Source organism: Mycobacterium sp. NPDC003449 (genome assembly GCF_053588415.1).
In genome coordinates, this window is sequence record NZ_JBSFPX010000052.1 from 24,636 (window position 1) to 38,470 (window position 13,835).

Sequence of the window (13,835 nt, forward strand, 5' to 3'; positions counted from 1 at the left end):
TGTCAGCCAATGAATCTCAGGTCCGAGATGGTTCCGCTGGCCACCAGCATGATGTAGAAGTCGGTGAGCATCAGGGTGCCGAGGGTGATCCAGGCGAACAGCATGTGGCGGGTATTGAGCTTGCTGACCTGAGTCCAGATCCAGTAACGCACAGGATGTTTCGAGAAATGCTTGAGGCGGCCCCCGGTGACGTGCCTGCAGGAGTGGCAGGACACCGTGTAGATCCACAGCAGCGTCACATTGGCGACCAGGATGACGTTGCCGAGGCCGAAGCCGAAACCCGAAGGGGAGTGGAACGCGACGATCGCGTCGTAGGTGTTGACCAGCGAGATGATGGCCGCGGCGTAGAAGAAGTACCGGTGCACGTTCTGCATGATCAGCGGAAGGCGGGTCTCGCCGGTGTATTTGGCGTGCGGTTCGGCGACGGCGCATGCGGTCGGCGACTGCCAGACCGATCGGTAGTAGGCCTTGCGGTAGTAGTAGCAGGTGAGCCGGAAGGCGAGCAGGAACGGCAGCGAGATGAACGCCATCGGGATGAACCAGGGCAGTTCGCCGACCCACTGGCCGAAGTGGCTGGATCCGGGCGCGCACGCCGTGCTCACGCACGGTGAGTAGAACGGCGTCAGGTAGTGGTAGTCGGCCACCCAGTACGCGCTGCCCCAGAAGGCCCGGACCGTCGCGTAGACGACGAACGCCGCGAGCCCCAGGTTGGTCAACAGCGGTGCCTGCCACCAACGATCGGTCCGAAGGGTGCGCTGCGGGATCTGGGCTCGGTTTTCCGAGAAGACCCCGGTCGCGCGACGGTCATCGGTGGGTGCGCTCACGGTTCCCTTTCTGAGGTTCAGTTGTCGGTGTGGGCGTCAAACGCCCACGCGCTCATCGGTATCCGCCGAGTCCTTCATCGGCGACGTCCTGCCAGAACTCGGTTCCGTACTGGGTGTCGGGGATGCCGATCTTTTCCTTGTCCTCGCGCTGCCGGGTGACCCCGTGGCGCATCTCCAACTCTTCTGCGTCGATGTCGAGTCGCTCGATATCGTTGAGGATCCGTTCGGCATCATTGACGATGCGTCGCGCGGCCGGGGAGTCCCCGTACTTCGCGGCCACGGTGGTGACGCAACGGCGCAGATCGCCGATGAGGTTGTGCAGTTCGGTGAATTCGGTTGTGGTGGACAAGTGACCTCCTTGGGCTGAAGGGTGTCAGGGCTCACAGTACGACAATCGATGGTAGCCACAGCACCGAGTTGAGCGTGACACAGGTCACGTCGAGAGGTCGGAGGTTTGCATGTTGTCTCAACAGGTTTTGCGGGAGCGTGCGGCGGCACTGCTGGCGCTGCACCAGCCGGGTAACCCGGTCGTGTTGCCCACGGTGTGGGACGCCTGGTCGGCCAAGCTGGCCGTCGAGGCGGGGTTCGCGGCGCTCACCGTGGGCAGCCACCCCTTGGCCGATTCGATCGGCAGGGCCGACGGCGAGGTGATGGCGTTCGACGAGGTGCTGACCCGGGTGCGGCAGATCACCGAGGCCGTGCCGGTTCCGGTGTCGGTGGACATCGAATCGGGGTACGGCGAGCCGCCGGCCCGGATCATCGAGGGGCTGCTGGACGCCGGCGCGGTCGGGTTCAACATCGAGGACACCGTGCACAAGGAGGGCAAGCGGCTGCGGACGGCGGCCGAGCATGCGGCCCTGGTGGGCGAACTGCGCGCGGCGGCCGATGCGGCCGCGGTGCACGTGGTGATCAATGCGAGGACCGATCTGTTCCTGCGCAAGGACGGGGGGGACACCGACGAGCGCTCGCGCGAGGAGCCGACGAGCACCGATCGGGTGGACCGGGCGATAGCCGTGCTGAAAGAGGCCGCGGCGGCCGGTGCGGACAGCCTGTATCCGGTCGGCAGGCACGATCCCGATACCCTGCGCCGCCTGACCTCCGAACTGCCGTTGCCGGTCAACGCCATCGCGGTGCCGGATGAGGACGAGCCGGCCTCCTTCGGCCCGCTGGGTGTCGGGCGGATCAGTTTCGGGCCGTTCCTGCAGGCGGCTCTGGCGGCGCGGGCCACGGAGTTGCTGTCGCGCTGGCGTTAACCGCCGGTATCGGGGACGGATAGGCCCGCTCCCGGAAATAATGTCGCCATGCGCAGGTACACGAGGTGGGCGGCGACGCCGGTCGTGGTGCTGGCGGTCGCGCTGGACGGTTCCGGTGCCGCCGCGGCCGATTCGCCGGGGCTGAAGACCGTGCCACTGGAGAATGTCATCCGGCAGTGCGGCTTCGGGATCGAGCCGTTCCTGGCCGGCAACGGGAACGGCACGGGTTCGGGGATGGTCGGCCTCGGCGACGGCGGTTCGGGCACGGTGCGGGCCGATGTCCGGCTGCAGACCGCCAGGCCGGACACCGCCTATCGGGTCAGGCTGATCCAGATGCCGCGTGCGGCCGAGGCACCGTGCAATGCGGGTGACCCCGGTGTGGCGGTCGGGATGATGCACACCGACGCGGCGGGCAATGGCTTCGTCACGGTGACCGGCCCGCGCCAGGCCGGTGCCACCGGCGGATGGGTCTGGGTGGAGGGGCCACCCGTCCCCGGCCTGATCCACGGTGACGTCTACACCTCGGGCAGTCTGGTGCCGGTCTGAGACGCCGAAAATCGTTAGGATACGTCGGTTTTCGCTGAAACGGACGGCGCACTCAGTGCATCCGGATCCGCACCGCCAGGCCCGCGCAGGCGATGACGGCGGCCGCGCCCGCCACGGTCACCCAGGTCAGCCCCTCGTGCAGCAGCAACGCGGCCCAGCCGATGGTGAGCACCGGTTGCACCAGCTGGATCTGGCTGACCTGCGCGATCGGCCCGATGGCCAGGCCCCGGTACCAGGCGAAGAAGCCCAGGTACATGCTCACCACGGCCAGGTAGCCGAATGCCGCCCATTCGGTGGGCGTGGCGTGTGGTGGCTGGTGCACGACCGTGGCCACGGTGAGTGCGGCCATCGCGGGCGCGGCCACGATCAGCGCCCAGGAGACGGTCTGCCACGGGCCGAGTTCCCTGGCCAGCAGGCCGCCCTCGGCGTAGCCGACCGCGGCGGCGATGACAGCACCGAACAGGAGCAGGTCGGCCCAGTGCAGGTGACCGAGTCCGCCGCCGTGCAGCATCGCGAAGACGACGGCGGCCACCGCGCCGATCGCCGCGGTGACCCAGAACGCCACCGGCGGCCGTTCCCGGCTCCGCAGCACCACCGTGACCGCGGTCGCCGCGGGCAGCAGTGCGATCACCACGGCACCGTGGGTGGCCGGGACGGTGGTGAGGGCATATGAGGTCAGCAGCGGGAAGCCGGCGACGACGCCCGCGGCCACCACCGCCAGCCGGATCCACTGGCGGCCACGGGGTAGCGCCTGCCGGGTGAGGGTCAGTGCGGCGGCGGCGAGCAGTGCGGCGACGACGGCGCGGCCCGCCCCGATGAACATCGGTGTCAGCCCGCCGATCGCGACGCGGGTGAAGATGACGGTGAAGGAGAAGGCCAGCACGCCCAGCAGGCCCCACCACAGGCCGGCGTGTGATACCCCTCGGGATAGCACTGGTCGCGAATTCGGGATAGCGCTACTCTGATCCAACATGGACAACGATAGCACTGGGCGGATCGTGTCGGGTCTGCGGCAGTGGATCGGCACCGCCGCCCCGGGCGCGCGGCTACCGTCCAACCGGGCCCTGGTGACGCAGTACTCGGCGAGCCCGGTCACGGTCGCCAAGGCCATGCGGGTGCTGCGCGGCCTCGGGCTGGTCGAGAGCAGGCCGGGGGTGGGCACCTTCGTGCGGACGGCACGCACCACCCGTCCTCCCGACTTCGGTTGGCAGACAGCAGCACTGGGTTCGCCGAAGGCCAGAATCCCGGCGTTGTCGACGCCGATGCGCAGCGGTGCCCCCGACACCATCGGCCTGCATTCCGGGTACCCGGACCGCGAGCTGCTGCCCCAGCGGCTGGTACGGGCCGCGCTGGCCAGGGTGGCCCGCGGGGACACCGCCCTGAATCGGGCCGAGGCCCCCGGGCTGCCCGAGTTGCGGGCCTGGTTCGCCCAGGAACTCACCGAGGCCTGCGAGGCGGGTATCGCCGTCCCGACACCGCGCGACGTCATCGTGCTGCCCGGCAGCCAGAGCGGGTTGAGCTCGACGTTTCGCGCCCTGGTCGGGTTCGGTAGGCCGCTGCTGATCGAATCGCCGAGCTACTGGGGCGCCATCATCGCGGCCGCGCAGGCGGGGGTGCGGGTGGTACCGGTGCCAAGCGGGCCGAACGGTCCGCATCCCGACGAGCTCGCACGAGCCTTCTCCGAGACCGGCGCCAGGGTGTTCTACGCACAGCCGAACTTCGCCAATCCCACTGGCGCACAATGGACCAGCGAGATATCCGGGCAGGTGCTCGACGTGGTCCGGGCCCACCGGGCGTTCCTGGTCGAGGACGACTGGGCCCACGATTTCGGCATCGACAGCACGGCAACTCCGGTCGCGGGAGGTGACGACGGCGGCCATGTCATCTACCTGAGGTCGCTGACCAAGAGCGTGTCCCCGTCGATACGCGTCGCCGCCGTGATCGCCAGAGGGCCCGCGCGGGACCGGATCCTGGCCGACCGGGGTGCCGAGTCGATGTATGTCAGCGGTGTACTGCAGGCCGCCGCACTGGATGTGGTCACCCAGCCGGCCTGGCGCACCCATCTGCGCGGCCTGCGGGAACAGCTCAAGGCGCGCCGCGACCTGCTGGCCGGCTGCCTGGCCGACGAGGTCCCCGACGCGCATCTGGCGCAGCTCCCGCGGGGCGGGCTGCATCTGTGGGTGCGGCTGCCCGACGGAACCGATCTGGACCGGCTGGCCCGGGACTGCGAAGCCGACGGGGTGCTCGTCGCGGGCGGTGCCGAATGGTTTCCGGCCGAGCCGGCCGGCCCGTATCTGCGGTTGAACTACTCCGGGCCGGAGCCGGCCAGGTTCGGTGACGCGGCCGGGGTCATCGGGGCCGCGCTGGCCCGCGGGCACGGTTAGCGAGCCTCACCGCGCGGTGAACTCACATGCGCGTTCGGCGGCCCGTGAGCACACCGTGATGGGCACTTCACACGGTGCGACATTGCGGCAATATCGGCTTCCTAATCTCGCGGCATGGCAGGAACTGAAGGAGGCCCCGTCGCTTCGCCGGCCCGTAAGGACGTCGTCGTGGTGGGTCACGGCATGGTCGGCCACCGTTTCGTCGAGGCGTTGCGGGCCCGCGACACCGCGGGCGAATGGCGGGTGACCGTCCTCGCCGAGGAGGCCGACGCCGCCTACGACCGGGTCGGGCTCACCGGATACACCGAGCACTGGGACCGCGGCCGGTTGGCGCTGCCGGGCAACGATTATCCCGGTGACGACCTGGTGCGGCTGCGGCTGGGCAGCGCCGCCGTCGAGATCGACCGGGACGCGCGCACGGTGCGCACCGTCGCCGGCGAGAGCTTCGGCTACGACGCGCTGGTGCTGGCCACCGGATCGTCCGCGTTCGTGCCGCCGGTGCCCGGCCGCGACCTGCCGGGCTGCCACGTCTACCGCACGCTCGACGACCTCGACGCCATCCGGGCCGCCGCCGAGGCCGCGCTGATCTCGAAGTCGCCGGTCGGTGTCGTGATCGGTGGCGGTCTGCTGGGCCTGGAAGCGGCCAATGCGTTGCGGCAGTTCGGGCTGAACACCCACGTCCTGGAGATGTCGCCGCATCTGATGGCGGCCCAGCTCGACGAGTCCGGCGGTGCGCTGCTGAACCGGATGATGCGGGGACTGGGGATCGAGGTGCACACCGCTGTCGGCACCCAGAGCATCCAACCGGTGCAGCGGAACAAACCGCTGCGCAAGTCGGCCGTCGACGATTCGCTTCGGGTGTCACTCGACGACGGCACCGCGATCGACACCGGCGTCGTCATCTTCGCCGCGGGTGTGCGTCCGCGCGACGAGTTGGCCCGCGAAGCCGGTCTGGACATGGCGCAACGCGGCGGTGTGCTCACCGACCTGACCTGTGTGACAAGCGATCCGCACATCTACGCGATCGGCGAGGTGGCCGCCGTCGACGGCCGCTGCTACGGGCTGGTGGCGCCGGGGTACACCACGGCCGAGGTGGTGGCCGACCGTCTGCTCGGCGGCCTGGCCGAGTTTCCCGGTGCGGATATGTCCACCAAGCTCAAGCTGCTCGGCGTCGACGTCGCCAGTTTCGGTGATGCGAAAGGGAATACCCCGAACTGCCTCGAGGTGGTGGTCAACGACCCGGTCAAGCAGACCTACGCCAAGCTGGTGCTCTCCGACGACGCCAAGACGCTGCTCGGCGGCATCCTGGTCGGCGACGCCTCGGCGTACGGTGTGCTGCGGCCGATGGTCGCCAGCGAACTGCCCGGCGACCCACTGGCTTTGATCGCACCCTCGACCGACGGTGCACCGGCCCTCGGCGTGGGCGCATTGCCCGATATCGCACAGATCTGCTCGTGCAACAACGTCACCAAGGGTGAGCTCAAGAACGCCATCTGCGGAGGCTGCACCGATGTGCCGGGTCTGAAGAAGTGCACACTCGCGGGCACTTCGTGCGGGTCGTGCGTGCCGCTGCTCAAGCAACTGCTGGAGGCCGAAGGCGTCGAGCAGTCCACGGCGCTGTGCGAACACTTCGGCCAATCCCGCGCCGAGCTGTTCGAGATCATCGGCGCCACCGAGATCCGCACCTTCTCCGGGCTGATCGAACGCTTCGGAACCGGAAAAGGTTGCGATATCTGCAAACCCACGATCGCCTCGATCCTGGCATCCACCGGCTCCGGCCACATACTCGACGGCGAGCAGGCCTCCCTGCAGGATTCCAACGACCACTTCCTGGCCAACATCCAGCGCAACGGCAGTTACTCGGTGGTGCCCCGGGTGCCCGGTGGGGACATCACCCCCGAGCAGTTGATCCTGATCGGCGAGATCGCCCGCGATTTCGACCTTTACACCAAGATCACCGGCGGCCAACGCATCGACATGTTCGGCGCCCGGGTGGAGCAGCTGCCCGAGATCTGGCGGCGATTGGTCGAGGGCGGCATGGAATCCGGCCACGCCTACGGTAAGTCGCTGCGCACCGTGAAAAGCTGTGTCGGCAGCGACTGGTGCCGCTACGGTCAGCAGGATTCCGTCCAGATGGCGATCAACCTGGAGCTGCGTTACCGCGGGCTGCGGTCACCGCACAAGCTCAAGATGGGGGTATCGGGATGCGCCAGGGAGTGCGCCGAGGCCAGGGGCAAGGATGTCGGCGTGATCGCCACCGAAACCGGTTGGAACCTCTACGTGGGCGGCAACGGCGGCATGACCCCCAAACACGCGCAGCTGCTGGCCGGTGACCTCGACGACGAGACGCTGATCCGCTACATCGACCGGTTCCTGATGTTCTACATCCGCACCGCGGACCGGCTGCAGCGCACCGCGCCGTGGGTGGAGAGCCTCGGCCGAGCGGATCGGACCGGTCTGGAGCACCTGCGCGATGTCGTCTGCGCCGACTCGCTGGGCCTGGCCGAGGAGTTCGAGACGGCGATGGCCCGGCACGTCGACGGCTACGCGTGCGAATGGAAGGGCGTTCTGGAGGACCCTGACAAGCTGTCGCGGTTCGTCTCGTTCGTCAACGCCCCCGACGTCGAGGACCCCACCGTCACGTTCACCGAACGCGCCGGCCGAAAGGTGCCCGCCACCACCGATATCGGGATGCCGTCGGTCCGGCCTCTTGAGGAGTCGAAATGACACTGCTCGACGATCGCAACGATGCAGGCTCGCCGCGGCTGTCGGCGTGGACGACGGCCTGCCGCTACGACTTTCTGATGCCGTGCCGCGGTGTGGCCGTGCTGATGCCGGACGGTTCGCAGGCGGCGTTGTTCCGGCTCGACGACGGGACGCTGCATGCGGTGGGCAACGTCGACCCGTTCTCCGGTGCTGCGGTGCTTTCCCGCGGGATCGTGGGGGACCGCGGCGGGCGGGCCACCGTGCAGTCGCCGATCAAGAAGCAGGCGTTCGCCTTCGACGACGGCGGCTGTCTCGATGATCCCGAGGTGTCGGTACCGGTCTACCGGACGCGCGTCACCGTCGGCGGATTCGTCCAGATCGCAGCCTGACTCGGCCCGCCGCCGGAACGGCTGGTCGCATCCGCTCAGCCGGACCGGGTCCAGTGTGCGTCGCGTCCCGGAAGTTTGCGGCGCTGCACGTCCCCGCGTCGTTCCAGCACCGTCAGGTTGCGGTAGACCGCCTCGATCACGATGGGTACGCGGAAATGCTCGTGGGCGTGATCGCGCAACTGCGCGGTGGTCATCGGTTTCCTGGTGCCCTCGAGCGCGCGCAGCAGTTGCTGGCGGAGATTCTCCGCGGAGACTGAGTTAGGCACGGGCGCTACCGCTTTGACCGGTTGGGCGCGGTGCCCCACCCGGCGTTGTGACCTGCACCGATTCCACACCCCCGCAAACAGCGTCCGACGAACGCGATAACGATAGCTGAGTACAACCTGAAACTTTGCATCGCGACGGGGGTTCGGCCCGTCCGATACCGGGGTTGTAAGCCGAACTAGCTGGTTGCGAATGGTTTTGCCCGGTAGTTTGCCAAGATGAACAGTTGTTGAACAGTCCGACGTGACTGCCCCGCCGATATCCGGCTAACTAGAAAAGTTCGCTGGAGGTGTTCTAGACTCGGCTACGGGGGAGGACATTGAGGGAGGGACTGGCAAACAATGTTTGGGCGTTCGGTGTTGAATTTGCTGGGTGTGGCGGCAGTGCTCGGTTCACTCGTCGCATTGACACTGCCCATGGGACTGACCGCGGTGGACCGGGCCGGCACCCCCATTCCCTGCGGAAACGGCATGGCACCCGGGTATGAGACGGCCGCCAAACAGGACCAGCTCAACCTCGATCAACACACGCTCGCCGGGCCCGCGTTCGCCACCAGCGACTACGTCGATCAGTGCGCCGGGCTGATCCGGGATCGCCGGACCATCGCGTTCGCGGTCGGCGGGTCGGGTGCGGCGTTGCTGCTCGTGGTGTTTGCTACGCCCTTTGCGGTCAATGCCGTGCGGTCACGCCGCCGCAGGCAGGGTCAGAACCCCGGCGCGCCGGAACCGGTTGGCTATCAGCCGTACCAGCCCGGGGTGGGTGCCCAGTGGGGCGCTGACCAGGTCGGCTCCGGAGTCACGCAGCCGATCCTGGAAAAGTCCGTCGGCAAGCAGGTAGGACGCCACAACTATGCGGCGGCCGCCGCGGCGGCGCTGCGCGGCGACGGCCTGCGCGACGCTGGGGGCACCGGTCGCGGCGAACGCCAGTTCTACGCGGTCGCCGGTAACCGCTGAGAGCAGGGCGGCCGTGCGTCGAAGGTCGGACTGGGCGTAGGGGTCCGAGGTCCCCGCCGCCGCGAGAATCACCGAGTCGCCGGGGTGCCAGCCGGATTCGGCGAGCCGATCGGCGAGCACCCGCACCGTCCCGTGGCTCGGGCCCAGCGGTGCGGTGACGGTGACCGCGGGATGCGCGCTGGCCGCCACATGCTGGGGGACGTCGACGCGGACGTGGTAACCCGAGGCCAGGAACGCGGGCACCACCACCGCGGGAGCCGCGGTCGGCAGGGTCGCGAGTACCTCGCCGGGCGTCGGGCCGAGCACATCGACGAACGAGACATGAACCGTGCGGTCGAGCATGCCGGCCACCCGTTCGGCCAGGTCGCCGATCATCGCGACGCCGCCCGGTTTGCGGGTGCCGTGCGCCACCAGAACAAGACTCACGGTGCCCGCACCATCCCCGGATCGCGTTCCGGCTCATCGATGGCCAACCGGTAGCCCCGCTTCACCACGGTGGACACGATGTTCTTGTCGCCCAGCGCGGTTCGCAGCCGCAGCACGGCGGTCTCCACGGCGTGGGTGTCGGTTCCGCTGCCGGGTAGGGCGCCCAGCAGATCGAATCGCGACACCACGGCCCCCGGCCGGTGCGCCAGCGCGCGGATGGTCGCCATCCCGGCCGGGGACAGTGACTTGACCGCACCGTCGACCAGCACGCAGGTGCCGCGGATCTCCAGGGTGTGCCCGGCCACCCGCACCGTACGCGACTGCAACAACGGCAGCTCATCGGTGATGTGGCGGGCCAAGGCCCCCAACCGCATTCGTTCGGGCGACGACGTCGGCACACCGAGTCGGACCAGGGGGCGGGCGGTGACCGGGCCGACGCACATGGCGTGGACGTCGGTCCGCAACGCAGCCAGCACCCGGTCCGCGATGCCCATCTCGGTCGCCCGCATCAGCACCGATGCCACCGCGGGTGCCGAGGTGAAGCTGACGGCGTCGAAGCGTCGCTCGGCGATATCGGTCACCAACTGGTCGAATTCGCCGCCGGCCGGGGCCGGATGCCAGCGGTAGACCCGGATCGGCACCACTTCGGCTCCGGCCCCGCGTAATTCGTCGAGGAACTCCGGAAACGGATCCCACTCGTCGGTGGCGCCGTGCAGCTGCACGGCGATGCGCCGTCCCGCCACACCATGCTCGAGCAGATAGCCGAGCACCTCACGGGAGGACTCCGAGTCCGGCGACCATTCCTCGGGAAGCCCGGCCGCCCGCAACGCGCCGGTGGCCTTCGGCCCCCGCGACACGATGCGGGCCCGGCCCAGCGCGTCGATCAGATCGTTGGCCACCCCCCACCCGTCGGCGGCGGCGATCCAGCCGCGGAACCCGATGCCGGTGGTGGCCACCACGATATCGGGGGCCACGTCGATCAACGACTCGGTGTGCGCGCGGAGTTCGTCGTCGTCGGGCAGCGGGACCATGGTGATCGAGGCGGCGCTGGTCACCGTGGCACCCCGCCTGCGCAGCAGCGCACCCAGCTCCTCCGCACGGCGCGATGACGTCACCGCCACCCGGAATCCGGTGAGCGGTGCCCAGTCGGGCTCACTCATACGCCCAGTGAAGGCAGCTCGTGTTTCCAACCCATTACCCGGCCATTGCCGAGGCGTGTCGGTCCGACTGGGCGGCAGTGACACCGGTCGCAGCCGGGCGGCGCACGTAGTAGAACCAGGTCACCACCGAGGCGAGCAGGTAGAACGCCAGGAAACCCCAGAACGCGGCGGTGGCCGAGCCGCTGGACAGGTAGGACTGCCGCAGGGCCATGTTGATGGCGACCCCGCCCAGGGCGCCGACCGCGCCGGCGAAGCCGATCAGCGCACCCGACATCGACCGCGACCAGTGCTGCCGCTGCGCCTCACCGATCTCAAGGGAATGACTGCGGGCCTCGAAGATGGACGGGATCATCTTGTACACCGAGCCGTTGCCGATGCCGCTGAGCAGGAACAGCGCGATGAAGCCGACGACGTAGCCGGCCATCATCAGGCCGGTGGCCGCGCCCGCGCCGTGGTCGTCGGCGACGCTGATCCCGACCAGCAGCCCGGCCGCCAGGATCATCCCGCCGAATGTCACCAAGGTGACCCGGCCGCCGCCGACCCGGTCGGCCAGCCGGCCGCCGTAGACCCTGGACAACGAGCCGAGCAGGGGGCCGATGAACGCGATCTGCGCGGCGTGCAGCGAGGCCTGGGCCGCCGATTGTCCGCCCGCGGCGAAGTTGATCTGCAGCACCTGGCCGAACGCGAAGGAGAACCCGATGAACGACCCGAAGGTGCCGATGTAGAGCAGTGAGATCACCCAGGTGTCGCGTTGCGAGAGAATGGCTTTCATCGCGCCCAGATCGATCTTGTGCTGTTCGAGGTTGTCCATGTACAAGGCCGCGCCGATGCCCGCGACGGTCAGCGCCACCAGGTAGATCGCGCACACCCAGTATGGGGAGCGGTTGCCCGCCGCGGCGATCACCAGCAGGCCGACCAGCTGGATCATCGGCACCCCGACGTTGCCGCCGCCCGCGTTGAGCCCCAGCGCCCAGCCTTTGAGCCGCTGCGGATAGAACGCGTTGATGTTGGTCATCGACGACGCGAAGTTGCCGCCGCCGAACCCGGCCAGTGCGGCGCACACCAGGTAGGGCCACAGCGGCAGCCCGGGATGGGCCAGCAGCAGCAGCGTCCCCACGGTCGGGATCAGCAGGACGAACGCCGAGAACACCGTCCAGTTGCGGCCGCCGAACGTCGCGGTGGCCAGCGTGTAGGGAATCCGCAGGCCCGCGCCGACCAGGGTGGCGGTGGCGCCGAGCAGGAATTTGTCGCCGGCCGAGAAGCCGTACACGGCCTCCGGCATGAACAGCACCATCACCGACCAGATGGACCAGATCGAGAAGCCGATGTGTTCGGCGAACACCGACCAGATCAGATTGCGACGGGCGATGAGCTTGTTGCCGGCCTCCCAGGCGACCGCGTCCTCGGGATCCCAGTTGGTGATGCGATTCGACTTCAGCAGAGTGGGCATGGGCGAAACGCTAGAAAGCGTTTATTGCCCGGACACTGCCCGCGGTGACCCGGTGGTGAAATTCCGCTCACCGGGTCGACGGCCCGGGTGTGAGGGCGGTTACCAGACGTCGCCGTCGCGCCAGTCGCAGGTGAGTTCGGCGGTGGTGTCCAGCTGCACGCAGATCGGCAGCACGTACAGCGACCGGTCGTCCTCGGGCGTGCGGGTCACCCCGGCAGGCATCAGCACCGAGGTCGGGCCCTGCCACGGCAGCCAGCCCCTGGTCGCGTACAGGTGCCTGCCGTCCTCGGACGGGCTCAGAGCGCCGAGTTGGTAGGCGCCGCGCAGCACCTGTTCCAGGGCGTCCATGACGGCGGTGCCCAGTCCCTGGCCGCGCCGGTCCGCGCGCACCGCGACGCCTTCGACATAGCCGCACCGCAGGGCGGTTTCACGGTAGAGCAGCCTGCGCTGGACCACGGCGCCGTGCGCGATCAGGGCGCCGTGCTGACAGATCAGGGCGTGCATGCCGCCGAGCGAATGCTCCCAGTCGGCGTCGGTGAAATCCCCGTCGAACGCCTCGATGACCATGCGTCGAGCGCCCTCGCGGGTCTCCTGGTCGAGGTCGGCGGTGTGTACCAGGCGTGCAGTGTGGACGGCGGCCCCGCGCACGTGGGCATAGGTATCCGCGGTTGTCACACTCTTGTTCTACCAGCGCCGCGCACCGGTGTCTCGGGCTCGGATCAGTCGAACGGGGCGCGCGGATGCGCCCAGTGCAACCGGACGGTTTGCCCGGGGCGGACCTGGCCCAGCCGGTCGATGTCCTCGTCGGTGACCACCCCGATCACCGGGTATCCGCCGGTCACCGGATGATCCGGCCCGAGGATCACCGGAAACCCGTTGGGCGGGACCTGGATCGCGCCGCGGGTGGCGCCTTCGCTGGGCAGTTGGCGGTCCGGCCACCGGTATTCCAGCGGCATGCCCACCAGTCGCATGCCCACCCGGTCGCTGCGGTTGGTGACCAGCCAGTTGGTCCGGATCAGGATGTCGGGGTCGACGAACCAGTCGTCCCGGGGCCCGGGGACCACCTGCAGTTCGACGATGTCCTCGGCGATCGATGCCACCGGGGCCTGGTCGAGTTCGGGGAACTCCTCGGTGTGCTCGCCGACCGGCAGCACATCGCCCGCTTGCAGCGGTGCCGGGCCGATCGCCGACATCACGTCGTAGCTGCGCGACCCGAGGGTGGGTGCGACGTCGATGCCGCCCCGCACCGCGAGATAGCTGCGCAGCCCGGAGTGCGGGGCCCCCAGCGAGATCACCTGACCGTCACGGACGTGCTGGATGCTGTTGGTGCCGAACGGGATTCCGTTGACCGAAGGGTCGGTGTCGGCCCCGGTGACGGCGATCGCGATATCGCCGCCACGTACCCGCGCGGAGAATCCGCCGAAGGTCACCTCGACCGTGGCCCGTTCGCCCGGATTGGCGACCAGCCGGTTGGCCAGGG

At 68.9% G+C, this 13,835-nt stretch carries 14 protein-coding genes; 5 read left to right on the top strand and 9 right to left on the bottom strand.

All coding sequences use genetic code 11. From position 1 onward, the window contains the following. Positions 1-2 precede the first annotated feature (2 nt). Together ACWDTP_RS15640 and ACWDTP_RS15645 are read right to left on the bottom strand one after the other, a co-directional pair. Positions 3-824 (bottom strand): hypothetical protein, encoded by an 822-nt coding sequence (locus ACWDTP_RS15640; protein ID WP_450021212.1) that lies wholly within the window; start codon positions 822-824, stop codon positions 3-5. Positions 825-876: 52 nt separating this feature from the next. Continuing rightward, a complete protein-coding gene (locus ACWDTP_RS15645) occupies positions 877-1,173 on the bottom strand; it encodes a hypothetical protein (RefSeq protein WP_450021214.1) in 297 nt (98 codons plus the stop codon). Positions 1,174-1,282: 109 nt separating this feature from the next. On the opposite strand from ACWDTP_RS15645, the gene ACWDTP_RS15650 reads away from it, so the two are divergent. Both ACWDTP_RS15650 and ACWDTP_RS15655 read left to right on the top strand, forming a co-directional pair. Beyond that, positions 1,283-2,077, top strand: coding sequence for an isocitrate lyase/PEP mutase family protein (locus tag ACWDTP_RS15650; protein WP_450021216.1), 795 nt, complete (start codon positions 1,283-1,285; stop codon positions 2,075-2,077). A 48-nt stretch (positions 2,078-2,125) separates the two neighbouring features. Next, positions 2,126-2,623, top strand: a complete 498-nt coding sequence (locus tag ACWDTP_RS15655) for a hypothetical protein (protein WP_450021218.1) — start codon at positions 2,126-2,128, stop codon at positions 2,621-2,623. Between the two features lie 52 nt (positions 2,624-2,675). Here the strand turns inward: ACWDTP_RS15655 and ACWDTP_RS15660 are convergent, their stop codons facing one another. Further along, on the bottom strand, positions 2,676-3,596 hold the full coding sequence (locus tag ACWDTP_RS15660) for a DMT family transporter (RefSeq protein WP_450021220.1): 921 nt from the start codon (positions 3,594-3,596) through the stop codon (positions 2,676-2,678). Here ACWDTP_RS15660 and ACWDTP_RS15665 point away from each other — a divergent pair. From ACWDTP_RS15665 to nirD, 3 genes are all read left to right on the top strand, one after another. Beyond that, entirely contained in the window at positions 3,595-5,007 is a 1,413-nt protein-coding gene (locus ACWDTP_RS15665; RefSeq protein ID WP_450021222.1) for an aminotransferase-like domain-containing protein, read from the top strand. The genes ACWDTP_RS15660 and ACWDTP_RS15665 overlap by 2 nt on opposite strands. Positions 5,008-5,121: 114 nt before the next feature. Continuing rightward, complete coding sequence (gene nirB, locus ACWDTP_RS15670; protein WP_450021224.1) at positions 5,122-7,734, top strand: nitrite reductase large subunit NirB; 2,613 nt, start codon at positions 5,122-5,124, stop codon at positions 7,732-7,734. Then, positions 7,731-8,102: a nitrite reductase small subunit NirD gene (nirD, locus tag ACWDTP_RS15675; RefSeq protein ID WP_450021226.1), complete on the top strand. Its 372-nt coding sequence runs from the start codon at positions 7,731-7,733 to the stop codon at positions 8,100-8,102. Before nirB ends, nirD begins: the two co-directional genes overlap by 4 nt. 35 nt (positions 8,103-8,137) lie before the next feature. Here the strand turns inward: nirD and ACWDTP_RS15680 are convergent, their stop codons facing one another. From ACWDTP_RS15680 to ACWDTP_RS15705, 6 genes are all read right to left on the bottom strand, one after another. Continuing rightward, positions 8,138-8,368: a Fur family transcriptional regulator gene (locus ACWDTP_RS15680; RefSeq protein ID WP_450021228.1), complete on the bottom strand. Its 231-nt coding sequence runs from the start codon at positions 8,366-8,368 to the stop codon at positions 8,138-8,140. 681 nt (positions 8,369-9,049) lie between these two features. Then, entirely contained in the window at positions 9,050-9,745 is a 696-nt protein-coding gene (locus ACWDTP_RS15685; protein ID WP_450021230.1) for a sirohydrochlorin chelatase, read from the bottom strand. Beyond that, positions 9,742-10,905 (bottom strand): uroporphyrinogen-III synthase, encoded by a 1,164-nt coding sequence (locus tag ACWDTP_RS15690; protein WP_450021232.1) that lies wholly within the window; start codon positions 10,903-10,905, stop codon positions 9,742-9,744. Before ACWDTP_RS15690 ends, ACWDTP_RS15685 begins: the two co-directional genes overlap by 4 nt. 34 nt (positions 10,906-10,939) lie before the next feature. Continuing rightward, positions 10,940-12,355, bottom strand: coding sequence for a nitrate/nitrite transporter (locus ACWDTP_RS15695; RefSeq protein ID WP_450021234.1), 1,416 nt, complete (start codon positions 12,353-12,355; stop codon positions 10,940-10,942). Between the two features lie 99 nt (positions 12,356-12,454). Continuing rightward, positions 12,455-13,030, bottom strand: coding sequence for a GNAT family N-acetyltransferase (locus tag ACWDTP_RS15700; protein ID WP_450021236.1), 576 nt, complete (start codon positions 13,028-13,030; stop codon positions 12,455-12,457). Between the two features lie 44 nt (positions 13,031-13,074). Continuing rightward, on the bottom strand, positions 13,075-13,835 hold a 761-nt coding region (locus tag ACWDTP_RS15705), incomplete at its 5' end, for a 5-oxoprolinase/urea amidolyase family protein (protein ID WP_450021238.1).

Bases quoted from the DNA above. Each gene is read 5' to 3' on its own strand.
- ACWDTP_RS15655 (WP_450021218.1), top strand. From the start codon at position 2,126: ATGCGCAGGTACACGAGGTGGGCGGCGACGCCGGTCGTGGTGCTGGCG.
- nirD (WP_450021226.1), top strand. From the start codon at position 7,731: ATGACACTGCTCGACGATCGCAACGATGCAGGCTCGCCGCGGCTGTCG.
- nirB (WP_450021224.1), top strand. From the start codon at position 5,122: ATGGCAGGAACTGAAGGAGGCCCCGTCGCTTCGCCGGCCCGTAAGGAC.
- ACWDTP_RS15690 (WP_450021232.1), bottom strand. From the start codon at position 10,905: ATGAGTGAGCCCGACTGGGCACCGCTCACCGGATTCCGGGTGGCGGTG.
- ACWDTP_RS15695 (WP_450021234.1), bottom strand. From the start codon at position 12,355: ATGCCCACTCTGCTGAAGTCGAATCGCATCACCAACTGGGATCCCGAG.
- ACWDTP_RS15665 (WP_450021222.1), top strand. From the start codon at position 3,595: ATGGACAACGATAGCACTGGGCGGATCGTGTCGGGTCTGCGGCAGTGG.
- ACWDTP_RS15650 (WP_450021216.1), top strand. From the start codon at position 1,283: ATGTTGTCTCAACAGGTTTTGCGGGAGCGTGCGGCGGCACTGCTGGCG.
- ACWDTP_RS15660 (WP_450021220.1), bottom strand. From the start codon at position 3,596: ATGTTGGATCAGAGTAGCGCTATCCCGAATTCGCGACCAGTGCTATCC.